Here is a 26,934-nt window from a genome sequence, read left to right as displayed (position 1 = left end):
TCGGTCGGATGCTTTGCCGTCGGGTCGGTCGGATGCCTTGCCGTCGGGCCGGTCCGGGTGGGGTGAAGCCTTGCCGGCCTGCCTGCCGGCGCTGTCGAGCTGTCCCGTTGACGGGACCGCCGGACGTCGGCTTTCGGATCTTGGAGAGCTTCGGCCCCTCCAGGGGCCGAAACTCTCCAAGATCTCTCCGGCTGCCCGCCCGGAGGTGCTCTGATGAGCTTCCACAACCCGAAGCTGCCCTGGTCGGAGTTGGAGCGCGTGCTCTCCGGCCGGGAATCCGGCACCGGCCGTGCGGGCGCGGGTCGGCCGGGTGCGGGGGCGACAGGCGAGGGCCGGCCGCGTGCGGGTGTGGGTCGAGCGGGTGCGGGCGGGCAGGGGGAGGGGCGGGCCGGCGGCGGGGTGGACGGCCGGGTGCGCGACGAGCGGCACCTGCACGTGGTCGACCCGCTGGCCGTGGATGCCGACGGCGGCGACTCTCCCGCCTGGAGCCGCAGGCGGGAGCAGTACCAGCCGCCCGAGGTGGCCCGCCCCGACGGCGCGGTGCCGTACGCCGAGCTGCACGCGCACACCAACTTCAGCTTCCTCGACGGCGCCAGCCACCCGGAGGAACTGGCCGAGGAGGCGGCCCGGCTGGGCCTCACCGGGCTCGCCGTCACCGACCACGACGGCTTCTACGGGGTGGTGCGCTTCGCCGAGGCGGCCCGCGCGCTGCACCTGCCGACCATCTTCGGCGCCGAGCTCTCCCTGGAGCTGCCCGGCCCGCAGAACGGCGAGCCCGACCCGCTGGGGCGGCACCTGCTGCTGCTCGCCCACGGCCACGAGGGGTACGCCCGGCTGGCGTCGACCATCGCCCGCGCCCAGTTGCGCGGCGGGGAGAAGGGCCGCCCGGTCTACGGCGACCTGGAGGAGGTCGCCGCCGAGCTGCGCGACCACGTGCTGGTGCTCACCGGCTGCCGCAAGGGGCACGTGCCGTCGGCGCTGCTCAGCGAGGGGGTGGACGCGGCGGCCCGCGAGCTGGACCGGCTGACCGCCCTGTTCGGCGCGGAGACGGTGGCGGTGGAGCTGACCGACCACGGGCACCCGGTGGACGCCGACCGCAACGACGCGCTCGCCGGGCTGGCGGCGGCGGCCGGCCTGCCCACGGTGGCCACCAACAACGTGCACTACGCCACCCCGGGCCGGCGGCGGCTGGCGACGACCGTCGCGGCCGTGCGGGCCCGGCGCAGCCTGGACGAGATCGACGGCTGGCTGCCCGCGGCCGGCACCGCCCACCTGCGCGGTGGCGCCGAGATGGCGGCCCGGTTCGCCGCCTATCCCGGCGCGGTGGCGCGGGCCGCCGAGTTCGGCGCCGAGCTCGCGTTCGACCTCCAGCTCGTCGCGCCGCGGCTGCCGGCGTACCCGGTGCCGCCCGGGCACACCGAGATGAGCTGGCTGCGCCACCTGACCCACGCCGGCGCCCGCGAGCGCTACGGCCCGCCCGAGGCGCACCCGAGGGCGTACGCGCAGCTCGACCACGAGCTGAACATGATCGAGGAGCTGGGCTTCCCCGGCTACTTCCTGGTGGTCTACGACATCGTCACGTTCTGCCGCGAGCAGGACATCTACTGCCAGGGGCGGGGCTCGGCGGCCAACTCGGCGGTCTGCTACGCGCTGCGGATCACCAACGTGGACGCCGTCCGGCACCGGCTGCTCTTCGAGCGCTTCCTCGCCCCGGAGCGCGACGGCCCGCCGGACATCGACGTGGACATCGAGTCCGACCGCCGGGAGGAGGTGATCCAGCACGTCTACGCCCGCTACGGCCGGGAGCACACCGCGCAGGTCGCCAACGTCATCTCCTACCGGCCCCGCTCGGCGGTGCGGGACGTGGCCAAGGCGTTCGGGTTCTCGCCCGGCCAGCAGGACGCCTGGAGCAAGCAGATCGACCGGTGGGGGTCGGTCGCCACGGTCGACGTGGCGGACATTCCCGAGCAGGTGGTCGCGTACGCCAACGAGTTGCAGACGTTCCCCCGGCACCTGGGCATCCACTCCGGCGGCATGGTGATCTGCGACCGGCCGGTGATCGAGGTGTGCCCGGTGGAGTGGGGGCGGATGCCGGGCCGCAGCGTGCTGCAGTGGGACAAGGACGACTGCGCCGCCGTCGGCCTGGTCAAGTTCGACCTGCTCGGGCTTGGCATGCTCTCCGCGCTGCACTACGGCTACGACATGATCGGGATGAGCCTGGACCTCGGCGACATGACGCTGGACGACCCCGAGGTCTACGACATGCTCTGCCGGGCCGACTCGGTCGGCGTGTTCCAGGTGGAGAGCCGCGCCCAGATGGCCACCCTGCCCCGGCTGAAGCCTCGCGAGTTCTACGACCTGGTGGTCGAGGTGGCGCTGATCCGGCCCGGCCCGATCCAGGGCGGCTCGGTGCACCCGTACATCCGGCGCAAGAACGGCCAGGAGCCGGTGACCTACCCGCACCCGCTGATGCGCAACGCGCTGGAGAAGACCCTCGGCGTGCCGCTGTTCCAGGAGCAGCTGATGCAGCTCGCCATCGACCTGGCGGGCTTCGACGCCGCCGGGGCCGACCAGCTGCGCCGGGCGATGGGCGCCAAGCGTTCCGCCGAGCGGATGGCCCGCGTCGCCGACCGGCTCTACGCCGGCATGGCCGGGCGGGGCATCACCGGCGAGCTGGCCGACGACGTCTACCGCAAGCTCTCCGCCTTCGCCAGCTACGGCTTCCCGGAGAGCCACGCGATGAGCTTCGCCTACCTGGTCTACGCCAGCTCCTGGCTCAAGCGCTACCACCCGGGGCCGTTCCTGGCCGCGTTGCTCAACGCCCAGCCGATGGGCTTCTACTCGCCGCAGACCCTCGTCGACGACGCCCGCCGGCACGGGGTGGAGGTGCGCCGGCCGGACATCAACGCCAGCGGCGCCCTGGCGGTGCTGGAATCCACCCCGCAGACCCGGTGGGGCAGCGTGCCGGGGGAGCCGCCGCATGCCTGGGGGCTGGGCGGTCCCGCGGTCCGGCTCGGGCTGTCCGGCGTGCGTACCCTCGGCGACGGGGTGGCCGAGCGGATCGAGGCGGAACGGGCGGCGCACGGGCCGTACCGCGACATGCCGGACCTGGCCCGGCGGGTCGGGCTCTCCGCCGCGCAGCTGGAGGCGCTGGCCACCGCGGACGCCTTCGCCTGTTTCGGGCTGTCCCGGCGGGAGGCCCTCTGGGCAGCCGGCGCGGCGGCCCAGGACCGGCCGGGTCGGCTGCCGGGCACGGTGACCGGCGCCACCGCGCCCACCCTGCCCGGGATGGAGGCGGTGGAGCGGCTGGTGGCCGACGTCTGGGCGACCGGGCTGTCCCCGGAGAGCCACCCGGTGAGCTTCATCCGTCCCCGGCTCGACGCCCTCGGCGCGGTGCCGATCGCCCGGCTCGGCCGGGTGGAACCGGGGCGGCGCATCCGGGTCGGCGGGATCGTGACCCACCGGCAGCGGCCGGCGACGGCCGGCGGGGTCACCTTCCTCAACCTCGAGGACGAGACGGGGATGCTCAACGTCACCTGCTCCCCGGGCCTGTGGCAGCGCTACCGGCGGGTGGCCCGCACGAGCGCCGCGCTGGTGGTGCGGGGGCGGCTGCAGCGGAACGAGGGAGTGATCAACCTCACCGCCGACCGGTTGGACGCGATCGAGCCCCCGGTCAGCCCCGCCTCGCGCGACTTCCGGTGACGGCAGTGATCCAGATTACGGTTTTCCGCGCCCGATGGAGGGACACTGCAGCTCGCGCGGGCAGAGTGGCCCGCGCGAGCACGAGGGGGACTTACGATCATGGGAAACAACGACCGTAGCGGTGGGGTGGCGAACTCCCGGCGGACCCGGCTCAACGCCGGTTGGACCCCGAGCCACCACACCGAGCCCCGTGAGTACGAGATCGTCGAGGGCCCGGTGGCCAACGCCCTGCGGTCGCGGGCCGAGGACGACCCCGCCACCGCCGAGTCCTGACCGACGCCGTCGGGGAGCCGGCCGGGTCGCCGCGGTGCGGCTCGGCACGGCTGGACGGGGTGACTAGGCTCGACCGGGTGGAGCAGACCCCAGGCCGGCTCGCCGGGCCGCCGCTGACCCCCCGTACCGCCGTGATCTGGTCGGTGCTGCGCGCCGAGTTGGAGCGCCGCGCCGGCGCCGCGCTGACCGTGCTCGACGTCGGCGGCGGCACGGGCGGCTTCGCCGTGCCGCTGGCCCAGGCCGGGCACCGGGTCACCGTGGTCGACGCCAGTCCCGACGCGCTCGCCGCACTGACCCGCCGGGCCTCCGAGGCCGGCGTGGCCGAGCGGGTGCGTGCCGTGCAGGGCGACGGCGACGCGCTCGCCGGCCTGGTCGAGCCGGGCAGCGCCGACCTGGTGCTCTGCCACGCCGTGCTGGAGGTCGTCGACGACCCGGCGGCGGTGGTGGCCGCGCTGGCCGCCGCACTGCGCCCGGGCGGCGCCGCGAGCGTGCTGGTCGCCGGCCGCGCCGCCGCGGTGCTCGGCCGGGCCATGAACGGGCACCTGGACGTCGCCGCCGCGCTGGCCGCCGAGCCGGCGGGCACCGCCGGCAGCCGGGACACGCTGCGCCGGCGCTACGACGCCGACGGCGCCGCCGCGCTGCTCGGCGCCGCCGGGCTGGTGGTCGAGGAGATCCACGGTGTACGCGTGCTCGCCGACCTCCTGCCCGCAGCCGTCGCCGACGGGCAGCCCGCCGCCCTGGTCGAGTTGGAGCGGGCGCTGGCCGCACGGGCGCCCTGGCGGGACCTCGCGGCCCAACTGCACCTGTTCGCCCGCCGGCCGTGACCGGCCCGCTGGAGATCGTCGGGCCGCGCTACGGCGACGCCAGCCTCGCCGACGTCCTGCCCGCCGCGCTCGCCGTGCTCGGCGTGCCCGGCGCCTCCGACCCGCTCGGGCTGCGCGCCGCGCTGCCCGGGGTACGCCGGATCGCGGTGCTGCTCGTCGACGGTCTCGGTTGGCACCAGATCCCGACCGCCGCGCCGTACGCGCCGACCCTGGCGGGGCTCGCGGCCACCGCCGGCCGGCAGCTGACCTCCGGCTTCCCGTCGACCACGCCGACGAGCCTGGTGACGCTGGGCACCGGCGCCGCCCCCGGCGCGCACGGCGTGCTCGGCTTCACCGTGCGGGTACCGGGGACCGACCGGGTGCTCAACCACATCGAGTGGGCGGCCGACCCGGCGCCCCTGCGCTGGCAGCCGGTCCGCACCCAGTTGGAGCGGGCCCGCGCCGCCGGGATCGCCGTGACGGTGGTGAGCCGGCCGGAGTTTGGCGGCAGCGGGCTGACGCTGGCCGCCAACCGGGGCGGCGACTACCTCGGCGCGGCCGGCGTCGACGCGCTCGGCGCACGGATGCTCGCCGCCCTGACCGCCGGCCCCGGGCCCGCCCTGGTCTCCGGCTACCACCCCGACCTGGACCGGCACGGCCACCTCACGGGCGTCGACTCCGCGCCCTGGCGGATCGCCGCAGCCGAGGTGGACCGGCTGCTGGCCCGACTCGTCGACGGGCTGCCGCCCGACGCCGCGCTGCTGGTCACGGCCGACCACGGCCAGCTCGACGTGCCGGCGGGGCACCGCGTCGACCTGGACACCGACCCCCGGCTGCGCGCCGGGCTGCGGGTGGTGGCCGGGGAACCGCGGGTCCGCTACCTGCACGTCACCCCCGGCGCCCTGGACGACGTCGTGGCCACCTGGTCGGCGGTGCTCGGCGACGCGGCCAGGGTGCGTACCCGCGACGAGGTGGTGGCCGACGGCTGGTTCGGTCCGGTGGCGGAGGAGCACCTGCTGCGCATCGGCGACGTGGTGGTGATCTGCAACGGCACGTACGCCGTGACCGCGTCCCGGTCCGAGCCGCCGGCGGTCTCCCGGCTGGTCGCGTACCACGGGGCGGACACGGCGGCCGAGATGACGATCCCGCTGCTGGTCGTACGCGGCTGACCGGCCGCCCGTCCGGCCGGGATGTCACAGGCCCGGGCTAGCCTGCGGGGATGGGTCGCAGCCAGTCGTTGCCCCGGGGCGGCGATCCCCGGTTCGGGCCGGACGCCGACGATGCCGGCTGCCCGATCCTGCACGTCGACATGGACGCCTTCTTCGCCTCGGTCGAGGTCCGCCGCCGGCCGGAGCTGCGCGGCCGGCCCGTCGTGGTCGGCGGGACCGGTCCCCGCGGGGTGGTGAGTTCCGCCAGCTACGAGGCCCGGCGCTACGGCGTGCGCAGCGCCATGCCCACCGCGCGGGCCCGGGCCCTCTGCCCGCACGCGGTCTACCTGCCACCGGACTTCTCGCAGTACTCGGCGGCCTCCACCGCCGTCATGCGGATATTCCGCGACATGACCCCGCTGGTCGAGCCGCTCTCCCTGGACGAGGCGTTCCTCGACGTGGCCGGCGCCCGCCGGCTCTTCGGCCCGCCGGCCGCCATCGCCCGCCGCATCCGGGAGCGGGTCGCCGGTGAGCAGGGGCTGACCTGCTCGGTCGGCGTCGCCCCGAGCAAGTTCGTGGCCAAGCTCGGCTCGACCCGCGCCAAGCCCGACGGACTGCTCGTCGTCCCGGCCGCCCGGGTGCTCGACTTCCTGCACCCGCTGCCGGTGTCGGCGTTGTGGGGGGTGGGGGAGCGCTCCACCGAGACGCTGCGGCGGCTGGGCCTGGCCACGATCGGGGACCTCGCCGAGGCCCCGGTCGGCATGCTGCGCAAGGCGCTCGGCGAGGCGTCCGCCGCCCACCTGCACGAACTCGCCTGGGGGCGCGACCCACGCCGGGTCAGCCCCGAGCACGCGGAGAAGTCCATCGGCGCCGAGGTGACCTTCGACGTCGACGTCGTCGACCCGCTGGAGATCCGCCGGGCGCTGCTCGCCCTCGCCGAGAAGGTCGGCGTCCGGTTGCGCCGGGCCGGGCAGGTCGGGCGGACCGTGTCGCTCAAGGTGCGGCTGGCCGACTTCCGCACCGTCAACCGCTCCCGCACGGCGGGCGTGCCCACCGACGTCGCCAGGGAGATCTTCGACACCGTCTGGGCGCTCTACACCGCGCTCGACCCGGGTGAACCCGTCCGGCTGGTCGGCGTACGGGTCGAGGGGCTCGCCGCGGCGCGGGAGACCCCACGTCAGCTCACCCTCGGTGCGCCCGAGCGGGGCTGGCGGGAGGCGGAGGCCGCCGCCGACGCCGCGGCTGCCCGTTTCGGGCGGTCCGTCATAGGTCCGGCCAGTCTGCTGGGGGCCCGCGAGGGACGACGAAATGAAAATCCTCCCCGGCCGTAGGTCGTCCCGCTTTCCGACGCGCGGGGGCCCTCGTAGACTTGCGGGTAAGCAGCCGGTTGGCTGCCACGGTCTGTCGGCCCGACCGGGCCGACCAACGTGACCGGGGAGGAGTGCCGTGCCGCTCTCGGAGCACGAGCAGCGGCTGTTCGAGCAGATCGAGCGGTCGCTTGCCGAGGACCCCAAATTCGCCTCGGCCGTGCGCGCCAGCGATCCGCGCTTCCACGCGCGGCGTCGCCTGCTCGTCGCTGCCGGCGTGATGATCGCTGGGCTGGCCCTGTTGGTCTACGGCGCGGTGATCAAGACTCCGCCGCTGGCAGTGGCGGGCTTCGTCGTCATGCTGGCCTCGGCCGCGTTCGCGGTGCAGTCGCATCGTCGTTCGCAGTCACCGGACCTGCACGTCGTGGGCGGGACGACGAGCCGTCGTCGCCCCCGCGGCCGGTCGGGTCGTCGGCCCTCGATCCTGGATCGGATGGAGGACCGGTGGCGGCAGCGCCCGGAGGGGCACCGCTGAGCCCGCCCCGCCGCTGAGGCGGGCCACGCGACGACACGTCGGCCGCCGGGGACACCCCGGCGGCCCTTGACGGTTCCGCACGTCCCCGCCCGCACGTCTCCGCCCGCACACCGTCATCCTCGGCCGCGGCACCACAGCGTCACCGTCCCCGAGTGGTGGCCGCTCCGCGCGCCCTCCCGCGACGCCCGGGCCCGGGGACCGGCGCCCATCTCGGCGTGACGACACCGCCGCGTGAACGCACGACGGGCCGGTGGGGGCGTGTGCCCCCGACCGGCCCGTTCGTCCGTCGGTCAGCGCGCCAGCCGGCCGGCCAGCAGCCGGCGAGGGCTCCAGCGCAGCAGCCGGTGTCGGGCCCGCCCGCCCGCCGCCACCAACCGGGACGACGCCTCGGCCGTGCCCGTGCGCCAGCGCAGCAGCACCGACGGCGGCAGCACCGTCGCCACGAGGCGGGTACGCCGGTCGGCCTGCGTGGCGAGCGCGGCGCGTACGGTGCGCAGGGCCGGTAGGAGCTGCTCGCCGGTCAGCGGATCACGGGCGTAGCGGGCGCGTTCCTCGGCGCGCCCGAGCAGGCGTACCGCCGTGGTCGCCTCCGCGTCGACGGTGAGCGCCTCCCGGCTCAGCCGGTCGGCGGTCGCCCTGGGCGTCTCCGTGCGGTCCACCCGCACCCGGTAGTCCACCAGCGTGTCGAGCAGTTCGTCCCAGGCGGCGTGCGCGTCCGCCCGCGCCCGCTCCGCGTCCGCCAGCACCACCATGCGCCGCCCGTCGGCGGGCGCGTCACCGACGGTTCCGGAAGGCACCGCCGCCGCGGCGGGCGCCGCCGCAGCACCGCGCCGCCGGCGCAGGGCCGTGCGGCGCAGCGCCGGCAGGGCGAGCAGAGCGAGCAGGGCCAGCACCGCGCCGGCGGCGTACCAGGGCCAGACCGGAGCCTGCTCGACGGGGGCCTGGCCATCGAGGGCCAGGCCGGAGTCGGCGTCCTCCTCGGGGCCCTCGGGCCCCGCCGGGCCGGCCGACGGGTCGGTGTCGCCGGGGGCACTCGACGGGCCGGCGTCCGGCGTCGCCTCCTCCGGGGCGTCGGTGTCCGGCGCCCAGACCGACCGGGTCGAGCCCTGCACGCCGTAGGCCGGGGTGGCGTCGAAGGGCACCCAGCCCACCTGGTTGAAGTAGACCTCCGTCCAGGCGTGCAGGTTCCGGTTGGTCAGGGTGTACGTGCCGTTGTCGGAGTTGCTGCCGTTGGCGAAGCCGAACGCCACCCGGGCCGGGATGCCGGCGGCCCGGACCAGCCACGTCATCGCGGCGGCGTACTGCTGGCAGAAGCCGACCTTGGTGTCGAGGAAGTCGACGATCTCCCGCCCGCTCGTGCCGCCCTTGGTGCTCAGCGAGTAGGTGAACCCGTTGTCCGAGGAGAAGTGCTCGTAGATCGCGCGGACCTTGTCGTACTCGGTGTCCTTGCCCCGCACCAGCGAAGAGACCAGTTCCTCCACCTCGGGCACCGGCGGCGGCGTGGGATGCAGGCGTCGTACGGCGTGGTCGGCCGGCAGCGGCAGGGAGCGCCGCAGGGCGGCCGGTGTGTACGCCGAGCGCACGTAGTCGAACGAGTAGCGCTTGTCGCGCGAGTTCTCCCGCTGGGAGAAGACGACCTGCAGGCTCGGGTCGTACGCCCAGTTTCCGCTCAGGTCCTCGGTGCGCACCGGCTCGGTGTAGACCGGCAGCAGCGGCATGGAGAGGTTCTTCGTCACCTCGACCGTGGCCCGGTACGTCCGCTGCTCGACGCCGCGCGCGGACTGCGCCGGCAGGTCGTCCACCGGGCGCCCGGTGGGGGTGCCCTCCCGGAAGCCGCTCGGGGTGAGCTTGTCGGCCACCCCGAAGCGCAGGTAGAAGGGGTTGGGCTCGTTCGTGGTGACCTTGACCAGGTCGGCGACCTCGGACTGGTTGAGCTGTCCGCTCAACGCCGCGAACAGGTCGATCCGGCCGGTGCCACCCTGCCCGGGGCGACCGTTGCCGTTGCCGTTGCCCGAACCGGCGCCCAGCGTGTCCAGCAGCCCGCCCGTCATTCCCGGCACGGCCAGCGGCAGCACCACGGCCAGCGCCACGCCCACCGCCGCCAGCCGCCGGCCGGCGGCGGCCAGCGGCGAGGCCTCCCAGACGTCGACGTCGCGCCCGTCGCCGGTGAACCGCCGGCCGAACCGGCGGACCCGGTCGACGTTGTCGGTCACCAGCAGCCAGAGGAAACCGGCCGCGCCGACGACGAACGGCACCGCCGGGACGCTGTCCACGTAGACCGCGACGGGCACCGAGTAGATCGCCAGCATCGGCAGGCCCGCCAACGCCGGGCGCCGCAGCCCGACGGTGAGCACGTCGACCACCACGGCCACCCCGCCGACACCGAGCACCGTGACGAACAGCAGGGGATCGGTGTCGGGCACCTTGACGCCGTAGGAGCGCATGTCCTCCAGCGAGCGGCCGAGCAGCTCGCCGAAGTGCGTGAAGGTCGACGGGGTGGGCACGATGCCCAGCAGTTCGGCGCCGCTGGGGAAGAGCCAGGTCAGGCCCAGCGTCAGACCGGCCAGCATGCCCAGCGCCTGGCCCCAGAGCGGCACCCGCGCCAGCCGGGTGAGCGCGGCCACGGCGGCGACCACCGCCACCGCGATGGTCGCCTGGACCAGCCACGTCCAGCGTTCGAAGATGGCCGACAGCGGCGCGGCCGCGAGCAGCGTCGCCGCCGCGGCCACGAAGCCCAGGTTCCGGTGGGCGATCATGAGGGGACCCTTCCGTTCATCGCATCCCGCCTGCCACCGTCTCGGCCATGGCCGCCCGTAGCGCGAAGCCCTGCGAGCCGCGGGCCGCCTGCGGCCAGAGCGCGGGCAGCAGCGTGCCGTGGTCGGCCCCGATGACCCGCCAGCCGCTCTGCAACATGGCCAGCGCGGCGGCGCCGTGCGCGTGGTCGGCCTCGGCCCGGGCCCTGGCGGGCAGGTTGAGCCAGGTGGAGCTGTCGAGCAGGAAGCCGACGCAGGTGGCGCCGTTGCCCCGCAGCCCGGCCAGCAGTTCGGCCTCGGCGGTGCTCAACGAACCGAACAGTCCGATGACCAGGCCGCCGTCCGACCGTTGCCGGACCCGCTGCACCAGGGTGGTGAGCTCGCCCTTCTTGTCGAGCCGCACCTCGGCGAGGTGGTCGAGGAGCACCCCGTCACCGGACGCCTCGGACGCGTCCACGTCCGCGCCGGAACCGGTGACCAGACGTAGTTTGTAGCCGGCCTGGCGCAGGTGCACGGCGATGCTGGCCGCGGCGGAGACCGCCCACTCGAAGGAGGCCGTCGGCCCGTCGCCGCGGTGGCCGTACGCGCGGGTGTCCAGCACGACGGTGGCCCGGCTCTCCCAGGGCTGTTCCTCCCGGCGCACCATCAGCTCACCGGTGCGCGCGGTCGACTTCCAGTGCACGCGGCGCAGGTCGTCGCCCATCCGGTACTCCCGGGTGGCGGCGTCGTCCTCGCCGTGTACGGCGACCGAGCGGGCCCGGCTGTCGCCGCTGCCGGCGTACTCGCCGGGCAGGCGTACCGAGGGCAGCGGGGTGACCTGCGGGATGACGGTCAGGTGGTCGGTGCTCGGGAAGGCGCGGCTCAGCTCGCACAGCCCGAACGGGTCGGTCATCCGGACCACGAGCGGGCCCACCTCGTAGCGGCCGCGCACGTCGGCGCGCACGGTGTAGGCCACCGAGCTGGCCTGGTGGGCGCCGAGGCGCTCCAGCACCACCCGCGGCCGGCTGCCCAGCGCGTACGGCAGCCGGTCCTCCAGCAGCAGGGTGCCGGTGGGCAGCCGGGACATGTTCTGCAACCGCAGCACCACCCGGGAGCTCGCCCCGACGGGCACCCGGTGCGGGTCCAGCGACCGGTTGCAGGCCAGCTTGTAGCGGCTGCGCCCCACGTAGGCCGCGGCCAGCAGCGGCAGGATGGCCAGCAGCACGGCCACCCGGAGCAGGTCCTTCTCGCCGAGGATGCCGGCCGAGACCGCCGCCGCGACCGCGGCCGCGAGGAACGAACGGCCGCGGGTGGTCAGCCCTCGCAGCCCGTCGCGCACGTCACCGCCTCCGCGGCTCGTACGCGGCTCGGCCGTTGCCCTCACCCGGCGGGCGGGTGTCGTACGGGGAGCGCCCCCGGTCGTGCGGCAGCGGCAGCCGGTGCACCAGCTCGGAGACGATCGCGTCGGTCGTGCGGCGGGCGAGCTGGGCGTCGGCGGTCGGGATGATCCGGTGCGCCAGCACCGGCACGGCCAGCACCTGCAGGTCGTCGGGGAGCACGTAGTCGCGCTCCTCCAGGGCGGCCACCGCGCGGGCGGTGCGCAACAGCTGGAGGGTGGCCCGGGGGGAGGCGCCCAGACGCAGGTCGGGGGCCTCGCGGGTGGCCGTGACCAGGTCGATCGCGTACTGCTTGACGGCGTCGGCGACGTGCACCTGCCGGACGTGGGCGATCAGCTGCCGCACCGTGTTGGCGTCGGAGACCGGGCGCAGCTCGTCGAGCGGGTCCGTGGCGCCGTGCCCGTCCAGCATCGCCAGCTCGGCGGTCGGGTCCGGGTAGCCCATCGCGATGCGGGCGGTGAACCGGTCGCGCTGCGCCTCGGGGAGGGGATAGGTGCCCTCCATCTCGATCGGGTTCTGCGTCGCGATGACCATGAACGGCGTCTGGAGGTGGTAGGTGACGCCGTCGACGGTGACCTGGCGCTCCTCCATGCACTCCAGCAGCGCGGACTGGGTCTTCGGCGAGGCCCGGTTGATCTCGTCGCCGACGACCAGGTTGGCGAAGACCGCGCCGGGGCGGAACTCGAAGTCGTGCGTCTCCTGGTTGTAGACGCTGACCCCCGTGACGTCGCTGGGCAGCAGGTCGGGGGTGAACTGGATGCGGCGCACGGAGCAGTCGATCGAGCGGGCCATCGCCTTGGCGAGCTTGGTCTTGCCGACGCCCGGCACGTCCTCGATGAGCAGGTGGCCCTCGGCGAGCAGGACGGCCAGGGCGAGCCGTACGGTGGCGGACTTGCCCTCGATGACCTGCTCGATGTTCGACACGATGGCTTCGCTGGCGGCGCGGAACTCGTCGTGCGGCAACCGGCCGCCCACCTCGTCCCAGGTCTGTTGTGTCACGGGCCTCCTCCTCGTCGCCGGACGGCAGCTCTGTATAGAGCAGCTGGACCCGCCATAGGGTTCGCGACGCCAAGCCTCGTCTGCCGCAGAAATCTCACTGGTCTCTCAGGCTAACCATGTTTGTCGCTGTCGCCGACCCCCGCAGGTAGACGGTCGGTTACGCAGCGAATAATCGCCGGGTCGGGGGATCCGGCGGTCGCCCTCGGTGCCGGTCATGATGACGGGGCGCTGCCGCGGCGCGGGCGTCCGGGCCCGCCCGTCCCGCCCCGTGGTGGCGGGCGACGCGCGGGACCGGACGGCGGGGTACACTCCCGGTCATGGCCGGATTCTTCCTGCTTCTTACCGGGCCGTGCTGATGCGCTGACGCGCGACAGCACGGCGGCCCCTCCTGCGCGAGGGGCTTTTTTGTGCCCTCCGCCGGACGCCCCGGCGGGCGGCCCCGGCACGGCGTCGGCCCTCGGACGGCGCGGCGCCGGCGCAGAGACCCGAGCCGTACGACATGACCGCGCCGAGCGAGGTCAGCACCCAGCCCGGCCGTGGCGCGGCCGGCGGCGACGAGCGAAGCGAGGAGACGCCATGAGTGAGGCAGCACCGGCCGACATTCCCCCGTTCCGGTACACCGCGGCCCTGGCCGAGGAGATCGAACTGCGCTGGCAGGACGTCTGGGCGCGGGAGGGGACGTTCCACGCCCCGAACCCGACCGGCCCGCTGGCCGACCCCGGTCACCCGCGCGCCGGGGCGGAGAAGCTGTACGTCCTGGACATGTTCCCGTATCCCTCGGGCGCGGGCCTGCACGTCGGCCACCCCCTGGGCTACATCGGCACCGACTGCTACGCCCGCTACCAGCGGATGGCGGGGCGCAACGTGCTGCACGCGATGGGCTTCGACGCGTTCGGCCTGCCCGCCGAGCAGTACGCGGTGCAGACCGGCACCCATCCGCGGACCACGACGGTGGCGAACATCGAGCGCTACAAGGCGCAGCTGCGCCGGCTGGGCCTGGCCCACGACGAGCGCCGCTCGGTGGCCACCATCGACACCGACTTCTACCGCTGGACGCAGTGGATCTTCCTGCAGGTCTACAACTCCTGGTACGACACCGGGGCGGGGCGGGCCCGCCCGATCGCCGAGCTGATCGCCGAGTTCGAGGGCGGCAACCGGCCGACCCCCGACGGGCGGCCGTGGGCGCAGCTGTCCGTCGCCGAGCGCCGGGCCGTCGTCGACGACCACCGGCTGGCGTACGTCTCGCAGGCGCCGGTCAACTGGTGCCCGGGGCTGGGCACGGTGCTGGCCAACGAGGAGGTCACCGCCGACGGCCGCTCCGAGCGGGGCAACTTCCCGGTCTTCAAGCGCAACCTGAAGCAGTGGATGATGCGGATCACCGCGTACGGCGACCGGCTGCTGGACGACCTGGACACGCTGGACTGGCCCGAGCCCATCAAGCTGATGCAGCGCAACTGGATCGGCCGCTCCACCGGCGCGCACGTCGACTTCCCGACCACCGTCGCCCCGATCCGGGTGTTCACGACCCGGCCGGACACCGTCTTCGGCGCCACGTACATGGTGCTGGCCCCCGAGCACGAGCTGGTCGACGCGCTGGCGCCGACCGCCTGGCCCGAGGGGACGAAGGACGCGTGGACCGGCGGGCACGCCAACCCGCGCGCCGCCGTGGAGGCGTACCGCAAGGCGGCGGCGGCCAAGACCGACGTCGAGCGGCAGGCCGACACGAAGGAGAAGACCGGCGTCTTCGTCGGGGCGTACGCCACCAACCCCGTCACCGGCGGGCGGATCCCCGTCTTCATCGCCGACTACGTGCTGGCCGGCTACGGCACCGGCGCGATCATGGCGGTGCCCGGCCAGGACGAGCGGGACTGGGCCTTCGCCGAGGTCTTCGAGCTGCCGATCGTGCGTACCGTGCAGCCGGCGGAGGGCTTCGACGGAAAGGCGTACACCGGGGAGGGCCCGGCGATCAACAGCGCCGCGCCCGAGCGCGGCCTGGACCTGAACGGCCTGGGGGTGGACGAGGCCAAGGCCCGGATCATCGAGTGGCTGGAGGCCAACGGGCACGGCACCGGCGCGGTGACCTACCGGCTGCGCGACTGGCTGTTCTCCCGGCAGCGCTACTGGGGCGAGCCGTTCCCCATCGTCTACGACGAGACCGGGGCGGCCATCGCCCTGCCCGAGGAGATGCTGCCGGTCGAGCTGCCCGAGGTGGACGACTTCTCGCCGCGCACGTTCGACCCGCAGGACGCCGCCAGCAACCCGGAGACGCCGCTGTCGCGCCGGCGGGACTGGGTCGAGGTGGAGCTGGACCTGGGCGACGGCCCGAAGCGCTACACCCGCGAGACCAACGTGATGCCGCAGTGGGCTGGCTCGTGCTGGTACGAGCTGCGCTACCTGGACCCGACGAACTCGCGGCGTTTCGTCGACGCCGAGAACGAGGCGTACTGGATGGGGCCGCGCGGCGAGGGTGACTGCGGGGGCACCGACCTGTACGTCGGCGGCGCCGAGCACGCCGTGCTGCACCTGCTGTACGCGCGGTTCTGGCACAAGGTGCTGTACGACCTGGGCCACGTCTCCTCGTTCGAGCCGTTCCGCAAGCTGTTCAACCAGGGCATGATCCAGGCGTACGCGTACACCGACGCCCGGGGCGCCTACGTGCCGGCCGAGGAGGTCGCCGAGCGCGACGGCGGCTTCTACCTGGGCGACGCGGCGGTCAAGCGCGAGTACGGCAAGATGGGTAAGTCCCTGAAGAACGTGGTCACGCCCGACGAGATGTGCGCCGCCTACGGGGCGGACACCTTCCGTGTCTACGAGATGTCGATGGGCCCGCTGGAGGTGTCCCGCCCGTGGGAGACCCGGGCGGTGGTCGGGGCGTACCGGTTCCTGCAGCGGGTCTGGCGGGCGGTCGTCGACGAGCAGACCGGCGCGCTGCGGGTCACCGACGCCCCCGCCGATCCCGCGACCCGGCGGCTGCTGCACAAGGTGATCGACGGGGTCCGGGGCGACATGGAGGCGATCCGGTTCAACACCGCGATCGCCAAGCTGATCGAGCTGACCAACGGGCTGACCCGGCTGGCGGAGACCCCGCGCGAGGTGGCCGTGCCGCTGGTGCTGATGCTGGCGCCGTTCGCCCCGCACGTGGCCGAGGAGCTGTGGCGGCGGCTGGGGCACGATACCTCCCTGACGTACGCGGACTTCCCGACCGCCGACCCGGCGCTGCTGGTGGCGGAGACGGTGACCTACCCGGTGCAGATCAACGGCAAGGTGCGGGGCCGCGTCGAGGTCCCCGCCGACGCGTCCGAGGAGACCGTCCGCGCGGCGGCCCTGGAGGCGGTGGCCGGTTCGCTGGCCGGCAAGGAACCCCGCAAGGTCATCGTCATCAAGGGCCGCATGGTCTCCGTCGTGGCCTGACCCAGCTCCCGCGTCGATCATGCAGTTGTGGTGGGGGACGAAGTCCTCGGACCCGGACGAGCCGGGCACCACGACTGCATGATCGACGCGCCTGACCGGGTCAGGGGTCGCGGCGGTGGGTGAGGGTCAGGGCGGTCAGGGTCGCGGCCACGGACCAGGCGGCCAGGGTCAGCCAGGCGCCCGGGACGGTGGCCGGGTACGGGTCCGGGTTGAGGACGTCGGGGTGCACCTCGATCAGTCGCAGCCAGGCGGTCAGCGGCAGGGCGTTGTACAGCTCGGCGATCCACCGGTGCTCGTCGCTGTCCACCGTCATCGGCACCAGCACGAGCACCGACGTGGCCGCGGCCACGGCCCCGGCGGCGTGTCGGGTGAGCGCGCCCAGACCCATCCCGACCAGCGCGCACACGGGCACCAGCACGGCGCTCGCCGCGACGGCGCGCAGCACGCCCGGCTCGCCGATCGACCAGCCGGCGCCCCGGTCGGCGAGGATCGCCTGGGACACCCAGAACGAGGTCGCCGCGGTGACCGTGCCGAACACGAGCATGACCCCGGCCAGTACGGCGGCCTTCGCCGCGACCACCGCGCGGCGGGCCGGGACGGCGGCGAACGTGGCCCGGATCAGCCCGCTCTGGTGCTCGCCGACGATCGTCAGCGCGCCGATGGTGGCCGAGACGAGGATCAGCAGCAGGTAGCCGGCCTCGGGGAAGGCGTCGCGCACCGGCCCGTACAGGCGGAACATCTCCCGGCGCCCCTCGGGATACGCCGGCCAGTTCCGGTGGTCGGCGAGGCTGGCGTTGACGCTGACCCCGACCACGAACAGGTAGACCAGCGGCAGCGTCCAGCGGGTCGAGCGCAGCGACCAGAGTTTGATCCACTCGGCGGCCAGCAGGTCGCGGAAGCGGGCCGGCGCCCCGGTCACGGCGGGTCGGCGGGTCGGCGCGGTCACGGCGGTCATCGGGTCGCCTCCCCGGCGAGATACTCGACGCTGTCGGCGGTGAGTGCCATGAAGGCCTCCTCCAGCGAGGCGGTACGGGTGGTCAGTTCGTGCAGCCCGACGCCGTGGGCGAGCGCGAAATCGCCGATCCGCGCGGCCGTCAGGCCGGTCACGACGAGCGCCCCGGCGTCGTCCGGTCGGACGTGCGCGCCCTCGGCCGTGAGTACGGCGGACAGCGTCGCCCGGTCGGGCGTACGGACGGTCACGGCGGCCCGGGTGCTCCCGGCGGCGAACTCGGCGAGGCTCTGCTCGGCGATCAGCCGGCCCCGGCCGACCACCACGAGCCGGTCGACACAGTTCTGCATCTCGCTCATCAGGTGGCTGGAGACGAAGACCGTGCGCCCCTCGGCGGCCAGCCGCCGGAACAGGTCCCGTACCCACCGCACCCCCTCCGGGTCGAGGCCGTTGAACGGCTCGTCGAAGAGCAGTACGGGCGGGTCCCCGAGCAGCGCGGCGGCGATCCCGAGCCGCTGCCGCATGCCGAGCGAGAAGCCGCCGATGCGCCGCCGTGCGACAGCGGACAGGCCCACCTCCCCCAGCACCTCGTCGACCCGGGCGCGCCCGAGGCCGTTGCTGCGGGCCAGGGCCGACAGGTGGGCGACGGCGCTGCGCCCGCCGTGCACGTCCCCGGCGTCGAGCAGCGCGCCGGCGTGGCGCAGCCCGCGCGGCCGGTCGGCGAACCGGACCCCGTCCACGGTGACGGTGCCGCTGGTCGGTGCGGTGAGCCCGATGATCATCCGTAGCGTGGTGGACTTGCCGGCCCCGTTGGGGCCCAGGAACCCGGTCACGTGGCCGGGGCGCACGGTCAGGGTGAGGTCGTCGACGGCCGTCGTGCGGCCGTACCGTCTCGTCAGGGCGTTCAGTTCGATCACTTCACCCACGCTGCCGGGCGCCGGGCGGCGGGGCGTCGCCCCGGCGGCCACACCCGGCGGCCGGTGACCCGCCCCGGGGCGTACGCCCGTGGGCCGATGCCGGGCGGCGGCGGGCTGGCTACCGTGTGCGGCATGGATGCGACCGCACCGCCGCCGCGCCGCGCCCCGGCGCTGGTGCGGGCGGTGCTGCCCTGGATCGGCGTCGCGGTGCTGCCGGTCGCCGTGCTCATGGCCCCGGTCGTGGCGTCGAGCCGCAACGGCGTGGGGTTCGGCGACTGGTGGCTCTCCGAGCGCTACCTGGTGCCGCTGCTGGCCGTGGCACCGCCCGCCGGCCTGCTGCGGCGCCGGCCGGTGCTGGCCCTGGCGCTGATGCTCGTCGCGGCGTGCGTGGTCACCGTGGCCGTCAACGTCCCGGAGGACGGCTACCTGGCCGACATCTGGTACGCGCAGTTCCTGGCGGTGGACACGGTGGCGGGGCTGATCGCGGCGAGGAGGTCCCGCCGCGTCTCGGTGCCGGTGGCCGTCGTGGTGCTCGCCGTGCAGATCACCGCGAGCTTCGCGAACCCCTCGACCGACCCGGTGAGCCGCGCCATGATCTCCGTGCTGGCGGTCGTCACCGCGTGGACGGTCGGCAACTCGGTGCGGGCCCGGCGCGGCTACGCCGAGGCGCTGCGGTCGCACGCCGCCGCCGAGGCGGTCACCGCCGAGCGGCTGCGCATCGCCCGCGAGCTGCACGACATGGTCGCGCACAGCATCGGGGTGATCGCCATCCAGGCCGGCGTGGGGGTCCGGGTCATCGACACCCAGCCGGCGCAGGCGCGCGCCGCGCTGGCCACCATCGAGGCGACCAGCCGCGACACCCTGGCCGGCCTGCGGCGTACGCTCGGCGCGCTGCGCCGCCCGCAGTCGGAGTCGGCGTCGCTGGATCCGACGCCCGGGCTGGACGACCTCGACCGGCTGGTCGCCGCCGCCGCCGACGCCGGGGTGCGGGTGGACCTGCGGCGCGGCGGCGAACGACGGCCGGTCCCGGCCGAGGTCGACCTCGCCGCGTTCCGGATCGTGCAGGAGGCGCTCACCAACGTGGTACGACACGCGGGCAGCGACCGCTGCCGGGTCACCGTCACACAGACCCCCGACGAGGTCGCCGTGGAGGTCGTCGACGACGGTCGGGGCGGCGCGGTCGGCGGCGAGGGGCACGGCATCGTGGGCATGCGGGAACGCGTCGCCCTGGCCGGCGGCCGGTTCCACGCCGGACCGCGCCCGGAGGGCGGCTTCCGGGTGGCGGCGTCGCTGCCGGTGCCGCCGGCGGCATCACCGGCGGGGCTGCCGGGGCCGACGGCGACGGCAACGGTGGCACCACCGGTGTCGCCGGCGGCGGTGGAGCCGGCCGGGTCACGGACCGGGACGGGGGAGCGGTGAGCGTCCGGGTGCTGCTCGTCGACGACCAGCCACTGGTCCGCGCCGGCCTGCGGGTGCTCATCGCCGACGCCCCCGACATCGACGTCGTCGGCGAGGCGGGTACGGGGGCCGAGGCGGTGCGGCTGGCCCGCGAGGTCGTGCCGGACGTGGTGCTGATGGACCTGCGGATGCCCGGCATGGACGGCATCCAGGCCACCCGCGCGATCACCGCGCACGGCGGCGCCACCCGCGTCCTCGTGCTCACCACCTTCGACGACGACGAGCACGTGCACGCCGCGTTGCGCGCCGGCGCGAGCGGGTTCCTGGTCAAGGACATGGCGCTGGACGACATCCTCGGCGCGGTCCGGGTGGTCGCCGCCGGGGACGCGCTGATCGCCCCCGGGGTCACCCGCCGGCTCATCGCCGAGTTCGCCCGCCGGCCGACCCCCGCCGCCCCGACCCGGGCCCTCGACGGCGTCACCGAGCGGGAGCGCGAGGTGCTGACGCTCGTCGGCCGGGGCCTGTCCAACGGCGAGATCGCCGCCGAGCTGGTGATCAGCGCGGCCACCGCCAAGGCGCACGTGGCCCGGCTGTTCAGCAAGCTGGGCGCCCGCGACCGGGTGCACCTCGTCATCGCCGCCTACGAGGCCGGGCTGGTCTCCCCGGCGGGATGAGGCACGCGACCGGACGCGCTCGGGGCGCTCAGCGCAGCGCGGCCGCCACCACCGGGCGGTGCTCGCCCAGCCAGTCGTACCAGCGGCGCACCGTGTCGGAGACCCCCGCGTCGCGGAGCCGGCACATGGCCGGATCGCCCCGCTCCGCGCCGGCCGCGATCCCGCGCCAGGTCCCGTCGATCTGGGCGAGCATCACGTCGACCAGTTCGGCGCGGGGCAGCGCGGGCGACCCCGGGCCGGCCGCCTCGTAGGAGTCGCAGAACAGCCGGGCGCGCCGGCCCAGCTCCACCGGGTCGGCTGCCGGCCCCACCGCCGCCCAGTGCCAGGCGGCGAAGGCGACGTCCTCGACCCGCCGGCCGGGCGCGGCCAGGTCCCAGTCGATCAGCGCCACGGGCAGCGGGCCGGCGGGAGCGTCCCGGTACACCGTGTCCTTGGGGGACAGGTCGCGGTGGCAGACCGTCTCGGCGTCGCCGGCCAGCGGGCTGCCCGCGCAGGCGTCGTGCAGCCGCCGGAGCAGCTCGGCCAGCCGGGTCAGCGCCGGGTCGGCGAAGTACGCCGGATCCTCCCTGTCCCGCCACGGCACCCGGCCGTCGACGTGGCTGAGCACCTGCCGACCCCGCTCGTCCGTGCCGAGGTGGCGGGGCGCGACGTCCGCGCCCACCCGCTCCAGGTGCCGCAGCAGCGCGGCGACGAACTCGGCGTTCTCCGGCGGCGTACGCCGGACGGTGTCGCCGACCCGGACCACCTCGGCGATGAAGCCGCCCCGCAGCCGCTCCTCGGCGGCGATCGGGTCGACGCGACCGGTGGCGCCGGCCGGCTGCCGCCCCTCGTGTTCCGGCCCCGTGGCCCCGCCGGCTCCGGGCGATCCGCCGCGCACCGCCGGCCTCAGCTCGGCCCGAGCCGGCGCTGTCGCTCGGCGCGCCACCAGCGGCGGATCAGCACGATGCTGGCGATCAGGCCGAGCGCGGCCGGGGCGGCGCCGAACCAGTTGACGTCGCCCGGGGAGGTGACCGCCGCGCCGACCGCCGCGTAGCCGAACGCCGTGGGCGCGGAGGCGATCACGCTGCCGGCGAGGAACGGCAGCACCCGGGCGCCGGTGGTGCCGTAGCCGTAGCTGACCAGTCCGAAGCCGGCGATCGGCAGCAGCCGTACGGTGATCACGCCGAGCACGCTCTGCCGGGCGAACCAGCCGTCCAGCCGCGCGAGCCGGCCGCGCACCCGCTCGGCGACGAACTCCCGGCCGAGGAGCCGACCCACCGTGAAGCCCAGTGCCGCCGCGAGCAGAGCCGCGCCCAGCGCGTACGCGGCGCCCTCCAGCGCACCGAAGATCGCCCCGGAGGCGAGGGTGATGAAGGTCCGGGGGACCAGCGCGACCAGCAGCAGTGCCCCGCCGAGGACCGCCGCCACGGGGGCGAGGGGGCCCAGCCGGTCGGCCAGCCGGGGCAGTTCCCGCATCTCGGGCATGGGTACGACGAGCAGCACCGCCCCGAGGCTGGCCAGCAGGAGCAGCAGCAGGGCGAACCGGACGGCCGACGGTTGCCGCAGCAGCCGTCGGACGGCCAGGATCATGCCCGGGCGGCGGCGGCCACCGCGGCGCGGCGCTCGGCGCGCAGCCGGTCCGGCCAGCTGTCGTCCAGCGGCGGGAGCTGGTGCGCGCCGGTGGCCCAGCGCAGCAGCAGGTCTGCCAGGGCGGGGTTGCGGGCCAGGGCGGGGCCGTGCGAATACGTGCCGAGCAGCTTGCCCCGCCACGCGCCCTCGGTGGCGCCGTCGTTGCCGACTCCGGCGGTGACCCGGGCCAGTGGGGAGACCCCCGGGCCGAGGTGGGTGCGCCCGCCGTGGTTCTCGAACCCGGTCAGGGCCGGGATGCCCAGCCGCGGGTCGATGTCGCCGGCCAGCTCGCCGACGGCACGGTTCGGGCCCCGGTCGGAGGAGAAGTCGAGCAGCTCCAGCCCGGCGCAGAGGGTGCCCTTGGCGAAGAAGGAGGTGCCGAGGAGCTGGTAGCCGGCGCAGACACCGAACACGACCGAGCCCTGGGCGACCGCCCGGTGCAGGCCGCCGTCGGCGAGCAGCCGCTGCGCGCCGAGTGCCTGCGGGCCGTCCTCGCCGCCCCCGATGAGGTAGATGTCGGCGGTGGAGGGCAGCCGCTCATCGGAGCGCACCTCCAGCACCTCGACCGGGAAGCCGCGCTGGCGCGCCCGGCGCGCGAGGATCAGCGCGTTGCCGCGGTCACCGTAGGTGGAGAGCAGGTCGGGGTAGATCCAGACGATGCGCAGGCTCTCAGTTGACACGGTCCAACTCCGCTCGGATGTCCTGGAAGGCGGTGTAGTTCGCGATGACCTCCAGGCGCCCCGGGGGCACCGACCGGACGGCGTCGCCGAACGTCCGCACGTGCTGGAAGGGCACGTCGTTGACCTCCAGCCGGACCGCGAGGTCGTACGCGCGGTCGCCGGTGATCAGCACCTGCCGGCCCCGTAGCGGGGCGAAGTCGACGTCGAAGAGCCACGAGGTGTCCAGCCCGTCGGGGTCGCGGGCGTTGATGGAGAGCAGTGTCGGGGCGACGTCGGCCATGTCGAAGGCCTCCAGCCAGCTGGCCGGGTTCTTCGCCAGCAGCAGCCGGATGTTGCGCCCGTCCCGGTCGACCTGCGCGTAGCGGCCCGCGACGGAGCTGACGGTGCCGAGCTGGAGCACCGCGTCCACGGGGCGGACGCCGAACTCGGCGGCGACGGCCAGCGCGGTCGCGGCGTTGCCGATGTTGACCTTGCCGGGGAGCTGGAGCTTGACCTTGTGCCAGGCGCCGGTCGGGTCGACCACGCCGTCGTCCTCGACCGTCCACTGCGGCTCGGGCCGGCGCAGCGGACAGCCGCTGCACCACCACTGGCCGCCGGAGCGCTGGATGGTGGAGCCGCACTCGGGGCAGACCCAGGAGTCGTCGTGCCAGCGCTGCCCGGCGCTGAACCAGGTGACGTGCGGCGGGGCGATGCGGTGGTCGTGGTTGGGCGGCGGGGTCGCGGCCCACACCACCATCGGGTCGTCGGCGTTGGCGACGATGCGGACGTCGGTGTGCCGGACCAGCGCCGCGCGCCAGAGCTGCGCCATCATGGCGACCTCCTTGGCCCGGTCGAGCTGGTCGCGGGAGAGGTTGAGCAGCGCCACCACGTGCGGCTCGGTGGCGTCGAGCACCTGGGCGAGGTAGTGCTCGTCCACCTCCAGCACCGCGTAGGGGGTGCTGCCGGCCTTGGCGAGCGCCGAGGTGTGTCCGGTCGGCATGTTGGCGCCGAACGAGTTGGTGGCGACGCGCCCGAGCACGCCGACCGCCGCCGCGGTGAGCCGGGTGGTGGTGGTCTTGCCGTTGGTGCCGGAGATCAGCGCGATGGCGCGCCCGGCCGACAGGTGGGCCAGCAGGTCCGGGTCGATCTTCAGGCCGATCCAGCCGCCGATGACCGATCCGTCACCGCGCCCCGCGGCCCGCGACAGCGCCGCGGCGGTCCGCGACACCGAGCTGGCCACCTTTGCCCGCAGGGGCATCTTCGCGTCCGTCACCCGAGCGAGGTTACCGGACCGGCGACCCCGCCAGATCGCCGCCGACGGCGAACCGTTCGGCCGGGGTGCCTCGGCGGGGTGGTCGGCGCTGTCCGGCCGGACGGAGTCGATCTATGTCGGAAAGCGGACGGGCCCGGGGGCGCCGCGGCCCTCCACTCCGCTCCACCCCCGTTGACGTGCGGTTTTGCGCGCCTATAGGCCGCGCCACGCGGGCGAATCTGGTTGCGGGTGGAGGGAAGTGGAGTAGAGTGGGGCGCAATGGTGAGGCCGGGAGGCCCACCGGCCCGGGGGGTCAGCGGCGCCGCGAACGCCGCTCAAGGGCGAGGGGGTTGGGCCGATGTTTCTCGGCACCCACACCCCGCGCCTGGACGACAAAGGCCGGTTGATCCTTCCGGCGAGGTTCCGGGACGAGTTGGCGGGGGGTGTCGTGATAACCAAAGGGCAGGACCGCTGCCTCTACGCCTTCCCGATGCCCGAGTTCCAGCGGATCGCGGAGCAGTTGCGCGCGCAGCCGATGACGAACAAGGCGGCCCGAGCCTACAGCCGGGTCTTCTTCGCCAGCGCGCACGACGAGGTGCCCGACAAGCAGGGCCGGGTGACGATCCCGGCCCACCTGCGGGCCTACGCCGCTCTCGACCGGGACCTGGTCGTGATCGGCGCGAGCACCAGGGTGGAGATCTGGGACAAGGCTGCCTGGGAGACCTACCTCGCGGAGAGCGAAGACGACTTCGCCGACATCGAGGAGGGGGTGCTGCCCAGCGGTCTGTAGGGCGTGACGACGCCCGACGTACTGCGAGATCTCCACCCGCTTTCGAGTTCCTGGCACCCCTTCCCCGGTGCCAGGCGCACGATCCGATCGGAGGGCCGCGGCCTCCGACGGGCGGGAGCGGATGGGGATCTGGCGGTACGACGGCACGGCGTCGTCCGACGACGGACGCATGAAGGACGAAGGTTCAACACCAGTGGGGGTCGACATGGGGGAGCTACGCGGCACGCACGTGCCGGTGCTGCTCGAGCGGTGTCTCGAGTTGCTGGCCCCCGCGCTGGGCCGGGGCGGACGGACGGTCCACGTCGACGCGACGCTGGGGCTGGCCGGGCACGCCGAGGCGGTGCTCGAGGCGCATCCGGAGACGGTGCTGATCGGGCTCGACCGGGACACCGAGGCGCTCGCCCACGCACGCGTCCGGCTGGCCCGCTTCGCCGACCGGGTCCATCTCGAGCACGCCGTCTACGACGAGTTGCCCGAGGTGCTCGACCGGCTGGGCTACCCGGGGATCGACGGGATTCTGTTCGATCTGGGGGTCTCCTCCCTGCAACTCGACGCGCCCGACCGCGGGTTCGCCTACGCGCAGGACGCCCCGCTGGACATGCGGATGGACCAGACCCGGGGGGTGACCGCCGAGGAGGTGGTCAACACCTACGCCCACCCGGACCTGGCCCGTGTGCTGCGGGTCTACGGCGAGGAGAAGTTCGCGGGCCGGATCGCCTCCGCGATCCTCCGCGAGCGCGAGCGGAGCCGGATCACCTCGTCGGCGCGGCTCGCGGAACTGGTCAGGGAGTCCATTCCGGCACCCGCCCGACGAACCGGGGGACACCCGGCCAAGAGAACGTTTCAGGCTTTACGGATCGAGGTAAACAAGGAGCTGGCAGCGCTGGAGACGGCGCTGCCGGCCGCGCTCGACAAGCTCAACGTGGGCGGCCGCATGGTGGTCCTGTCCTATCACTCGCTGGAGGACAGGCTCACCAAGGCGGCGCTCAGCGACCGGGTCCGCAGCAAGGGCCCGGTCGACCTCCCGGTCGAACTGCCCGGGTCCGGTCCGACGTTCCGGCTTCTCAGCCGGGGCGCCGAACTGCCCGGGGAGGTGGAGGTCGCCGCGAACCCGCGGGCCGCCTCGGTGCGGCTGCGGGCCGCGGAGCGGCTCGACCCGGACGCGGCGCAGCAGGGGCGTACCGACCGCGAACGGTACCGCCGGCGGGTGAAGGCAATGCACCAGCCAGGGGCGGGTGCCGGCGGATCCGACACGGATCCGACGGAACCCGGGGGACGGGACAGGGACGGACGAAGAGGGGGAGGGACATGACGATTGACAAGCGCGACCGCCGGGACGTGACCGGCGGCGGGCAGCGCGCACCGCGGTCGGGGGGCCGGACCACGGCGGAGCGGGCCACGCGCATCGGGACCGGCACGCCTCGGGCGGACCGGGCGACCCGGCAGGACGAGACTCGCGCCCGGGGGGCGCGCGAGTTCCCGACCCAGGGCAGTGCCGCGCTGCGGCCGGCCGAGCGGGAGAGCGCCGCCACGGTGCGTCCGCCCCGGCTGCGGGTGGCGCCACCGCCGCCGGTGAAGGTGCCGCGGGCGCCGTTCGCCGCGCTGGTGCTGGTGCTGGTGGTCGGCGGGGTGCTCGGCATCCTGCTGGTCAACACGAAGATCAACGAGAACGCCTTCCGCCTGGAGAAGCTCCAGGAGCAGCAGGCCAAGCTCGACGTGGAGCAGCAGCAGTTGAACAAGGAGATCGCCGACGCGGCGGCCCCGGGCAACCTGGAGGCGAACGCCCGCCGGCTCGGCCTCGTGGAGGCGGGCGAGCCGGCCTACATCCGGCTGCCCGACGGCAAGGTGATCGGTGTGCCGCAGCCGGCCGAGGGCCAGCCCTCGATCACCAGCCAGCAGGGCACGGGAGGCTGACGACAGTGCCGCCGAGATCGGACGAACCGCGTACCGGCGAGTTGGGGGGCGGTGGCATCTCCGACGCCCGGGCGTACACCCCGCGTGGGCGCACGGTGCGCGAGCAGCGCGCCGGGGGGCGCGCCGAGCGCGACGGCGACGTCGGTCCCGCCGAGCAGCGCCGGACGCCGCGCAGCACCCGCTCCGGCGACCCGTTCCGCCCCGCCCTGCAGGTGCTCGACGGCGGGCGCACGGGCGCCGGCCGGGCCGGCCGGCGGGAGGCTGCGGGCCGCTCAGGTGTCGTCCGTACCGTCACGCCCCGCGCGCCCCGCCACGACGACGATCCGCCGGGGCCGCGCCGCCGCACCGCCCCGCGCCCCGCGCGCCGGCCGGAGCGCCCCGCCGCCCGGCGGCCGTCGCGCAAGCCCTCCGAGCCGCCCCGGCTGGCCGGTGCCCCGGGTGGCCTGCGGGTGGGCTCCCTGCTCCC

Annotated in this window: 20 protein-coding genes and 2 pseudogenes; 13 read left to right on the top strand and 9 right to left on the bottom strand. The window is 74.8% G+C overall.

The window, feature by feature from the left end:
* Nucleotides 1–213 precede the first annotated feature (213 nt).
* From V6U77_RS09445 to V6U77_RS09420, 6 genes are all read left to right on the top strand, one after another.
* A complete protein-coding gene (locus V6U77_RS09445; protein WP_334605867.1) occupies nt 214–3,702 on the top strand; it encodes an error-prone DNA polymerase in 3,489 nt (1,162 codons plus the stop codon).
* Nucleotides 3,703–3,801: 99 nt separating this feature from the next.
* Nucleotides 3,802–3,975 carry a hypothetical protein gene (locus tag V6U77_RS09440; protein WP_334605866.1) on the top strand — a complete coding sequence of 58 codons (174 nt, stop codon included), beginning with the start codon at nt 3,802–3,804 and terminating at the stop codon, nt 3,973–3,975.
* Nucleotides 3,976–4,034: 59 nt separating this feature from the next.
* Nucleotides 4,035–4,799, top strand: a complete 765-nt coding sequence (locus V6U77_RS09435) for a class I SAM-dependent methyltransferase (RefSeq protein ID WP_334605865.1) — start codon at nt 4,035–4,037, stop codon at nt 4,797–4,799.
* Nucleotides 4,796–5,947, top strand: coding sequence for an alkaline phosphatase family protein (locus tag V6U77_RS09430; protein ID WP_334605864.1), 1,152 nt, complete (start codon nt 4,796–4,798; stop codon nt 5,945–5,947). Before V6U77_RS09435 ends, V6U77_RS09430 begins: the two co-directional genes overlap by 4 nt.
* A 50-nt stretch (nt 5,948–5,997) precedes the next feature.
* Entirely contained in the window at nt 5,998–7,257 is a 1,260-nt protein-coding gene (locus V6U77_RS09425) for a DNA polymerase IV (protein ID WP_334605863.1), read from the top strand.
* Nucleotides 7,258–7,372: 115 nt separating this feature from the next.
* Nucleotides 7,373–7,768 (top strand): DUF3040 domain-containing protein, encoded by a 396-nt coding sequence (locus V6U77_RS09420; protein WP_334605862.1) that lies wholly within the window; start codon nt 7,373–7,375, stop codon nt 7,766–7,768.
* Between the two features lie 290 nt (nt 7,769–8,058).
* Here the strand turns inward: V6U77_RS09420 and V6U77_RS09415 are convergent, their stop codons facing one another.
* From V6U77_RS09415 to V6U77_RS09405, 3 genes are read right to left on the bottom strand one after another with little or no spacing between them, the layout of a single operon-like run.
* Complete coding sequence (locus tag V6U77_RS09415) at nt 8,059–10,524, bottom strand: transglutaminase TgpA family protein (protein ID WP_334605861.1); 2,466 nt, start codon at nt 10,522–10,524, stop codon at nt 8,059–8,061.
* Nucleotides 10,525–10,540: 16 nt separating this feature from the next.
* Nucleotides 10,541–11,839 carry a DUF58 domain-containing protein gene (locus V6U77_RS09410; protein WP_334605860.1) on the bottom strand — a complete coding sequence of 433 codons (1,299 nt, stop codon included), beginning with the start codon at nt 11,837–11,839 and terminating at the stop codon, nt 10,541–10,543.
* A 1-nt stretch (nt 11,840) separates the two neighbouring features.
* Nucleotides 11,841–12,896: an AAA family ATPase gene (locus V6U77_RS09405; RefSeq protein ID WP_334605859.1), complete on the bottom strand. Its 1,056-nt coding sequence runs from the start codon at nt 12,894–12,896 to the stop codon at nt 11,841–11,843.
* A 576-nt stretch (nt 12,897–13,472) separates the two neighbouring features.
* Here V6U77_RS09405 and leuS point away from each other — a divergent pair.
* Entirely contained in the window at nt 13,473–16,307 is a 2,835-nt protein-coding gene (gene leuS, locus V6U77_RS09400; RefSeq protein WP_334605858.1) for a leucine--tRNA ligase, read from the top strand.
* A gap of 100 nt (nt 16,308–16,407) precedes the next feature.
* On the opposite strand, the gene V6U77_RS09395 is transcribed toward leuS, so the two are convergent.
* Entirely contained in the window at nt 16,408–17,262 is an 855-nt protein-coding gene (locus V6U77_RS09395; protein ID WP_334605857.1) for an ABC transporter permease subunit, read from the bottom strand.
* Nucleotides 17,259–18,173, bottom strand: a complete 915-nt coding sequence (locus V6U77_RS09390) for an ABC transporter ATP-binding protein (RefSeq protein WP_442934404.1) — start codon at nt 18,171–18,173, stop codon at nt 17,259–17,261. The genes V6U77_RS09395 and V6U77_RS09390 overlap by 4 nt, the downstream gene beginning before the upstream one ends.
* Nucleotides 18,174–18,305: 132 nt before the next feature.
* Here V6U77_RS09390 and V6U77_RS09385 point away from each other — a divergent pair, with 132 nt between their 5' ends.
* Both V6U77_RS09385 and V6U77_RS09380 read left to right on the top strand, forming a co-directional pair.
* Nucleotides 18,306–19,592 carry a sensor histidine kinase gene (locus V6U77_RS09385; RefSeq protein ID WP_334605855.1) on the top strand — a complete coding sequence of 429 codons (1,287 nt, stop codon included), beginning with the start codon at nt 18,306–18,308 and terminating at the stop codon, nt 19,590–19,592.
* Entirely contained in the window at nt 19,589–20,245 is a 657-nt protein-coding gene (locus V6U77_RS09380; RefSeq protein WP_334605854.1) for a response regulator transcription factor, read from the top strand. Before V6U77_RS09385 ends, V6U77_RS09380 begins: the two co-directional genes overlap by 4 nt.
* 28 nt (nt 20,246–20,273) lie before the next feature.
* On the opposite strand, the gene V6U77_RS09375 is transcribed toward V6U77_RS09380, so the two are convergent.
* From V6U77_RS09375 to V6U77_RS09360, 4 genes are read right to left on the bottom strand one after another with little or no spacing between them, the layout of a single operon-like run.
* Nucleotides 20,274–21,122 carry a phosphotransferase gene (locus tag V6U77_RS09375; protein ID WP_334605853.1) on the bottom strand — a complete coding sequence of 283 codons (849 nt, stop codon included), beginning with the start codon at nt 21,120–21,122 and terminating at the stop codon, nt 20,274–20,276.
* A gap of 8 nt (nt 21,123–21,130) precedes the next feature.
* Nucleotides 21,131–21,814: a TVP38/TMEM64 family protein gene (locus tag V6U77_RS09370; protein WP_334605852.1), complete on the bottom strand. Its 684-nt coding sequence runs from the start codon at nt 21,812–21,814 to the stop codon at nt 21,131–21,133.
* The gene (locus V6U77_RS09365; RefSeq protein WP_334605851.1) at nt 21,811–22,533 is read right to left on the bottom strand and encodes a type 1 glutamine amidotransferase; all 723 of its coding nucleotides are present in this window, start codon (nt 22,531–22,533) and stop codon (nt 21,811–21,813) included. Before V6U77_RS09365 ends, V6U77_RS09370 begins: the two co-directional genes overlap by 4 nt.
* Nucleotides 22,523–23,770: a MurT ligase domain-containing protein gene (locus V6U77_RS09360; protein WP_334605935.1), complete on the bottom strand. Its 1,248-nt coding sequence runs from the start codon at nt 23,768–23,770 to the stop codon at nt 22,523–22,525. Before V6U77_RS09360 ends, V6U77_RS09365 begins: the two co-directional genes overlap by 11 nt.
* A 352-nt stretch (nt 23,771–24,122) precedes the next feature.
* Between V6U77_RS09360 and mraZ the strand changes: the two genes are divergently transcribed.
* The 4 genes and pseudogenes from mraZ to V6U77_RS09340 form a co-directional block, all read left to right on the top strand.
* The gene (mraZ, locus tag V6U77_RS09355; protein WP_334605850.1) at nt 24,123–24,554 is read left to right on the top strand and encodes a division/cell wall cluster transcriptional repressor MraZ; all 432 of its coding nucleotides are present in this window, start codon (nt 24,123–24,125) and stop codon (nt 24,552–24,554) included.
* A gap of 205 nt (nt 24,555–24,759) precedes the next feature.
* Nucleotides 24,760–25,873: pseudogene (gene rsmH / locus V6U77_RS09350) on the top strand (16S rRNA (cytosine(1402)-N(4))-methyltransferase RsmH).
* The gene (locus V6U77_RS09345; protein ID WP_334605849.1) at nt 25,863–26,468 is read left to right on the top strand and encodes a hypothetical protein; all 606 of its coding nucleotides are present in this window, start codon (nt 25,863–25,865) and stop codon (nt 26,466–26,468) included. The pseudogene rsmH and the gene V6U77_RS09345 overlap by 11 nt, the downstream one beginning before the upstream one ends.
* Nucleotides 26,469–26,473: 5 nt before the next feature.
* A pseudogene (locus V6U77_RS09340) lies at nt 26,474–26,934 on the top strand (penicillin-binding protein 2); the annotation flags it as partial.

Source organism: Micromonospora sp. CPCC 205546, from assembly GCF_036902715.1.
Lineage (GTDB): Bacteria > Actinomycetota > Actinomycetes > Mycobacteriales > Micromonosporaceae > Micromonospora.
Note: the sequence above shows the minus strand (reverse complement) of the source record. Positions and strands in the feature narration are given on the sequence as shown.

Bases quoted from the DNA above. Each gene is read 5' to 3' on its own strand.
- V6U77_RS09445 (WP_334605867.1), top strand. From the start codon at position 214: ATGAGCTTCCACAACCCGAAGCTGCCCTGGTCGGAGTTGGAGCGCGTG.
- V6U77_RS09440 (WP_334605866.1), top strand. From the start codon at position 3,802: ATGGGAAACAACGACCGTAGCGGTGGGGTGGCGAACTCCCGGCGGACC.
- V6U77_RS09425 (WP_334605863.1), top strand. From the start codon at position 5,998: ATGGGTCGCAGCCAGTCGTTGCCCCGGGGCGGCGATCCCCGGTTCGGG.
- V6U77_RS09415 (WP_334605861.1), bottom strand. From the start codon at position 10,524: ATGATCGCCCACCGGAACCTGGGCTTCGTGGCCGCGGCGGCGACGCTG.
- leuS (WP_334605858.1), top strand. From the start codon at position 13,473: ATGAGTGAGGCAGCACCGGCCGACATTCCCCCGTTCCGGTACACCGCG.
- V6U77_RS09395 (WP_334605857.1), bottom strand. From the start codon at position 17,262: ATGACCGCCGTGACCGCGCCGACCCGCCGACCCGCCGTGACCGGGGCG.
- V6U77_RS09385 (WP_334605855.1), top strand. From the start codon at position 18,306: ATGGATGCGACCGCACCGCCGCCGCGCCGCGCCCCGGCGCTGGTGCGG.
- V6U77_RS09370 (WP_334605852.1), bottom strand. From the start codon at position 21,814: ATGATCCTGGCCGTCCGACGGCTGCTGCGGCAACCGTCGGCCGTCCGG.
- V6U77_RS09360 (WP_334605935.1), bottom strand. From the start codon at position 23,770: ATGCCCCTGCGGGCAAAGGTGGCCAGCTCGGTGTCGCGGACCGCCGCG.
- mraZ (WP_334605850.1), top strand. From the start codon at position 24,123: ATGTTTCTCGGCACCCACACCCCGCGCCTGGACGACAAAGGCCGGTTG.
- V6U77_RS09345 (WP_334605849.1), top strand. From the start codon at position 25,863: ATGACGATTGACAAGCGCGACCGCCGGGACGTGACCGGCGGCGGGCAG.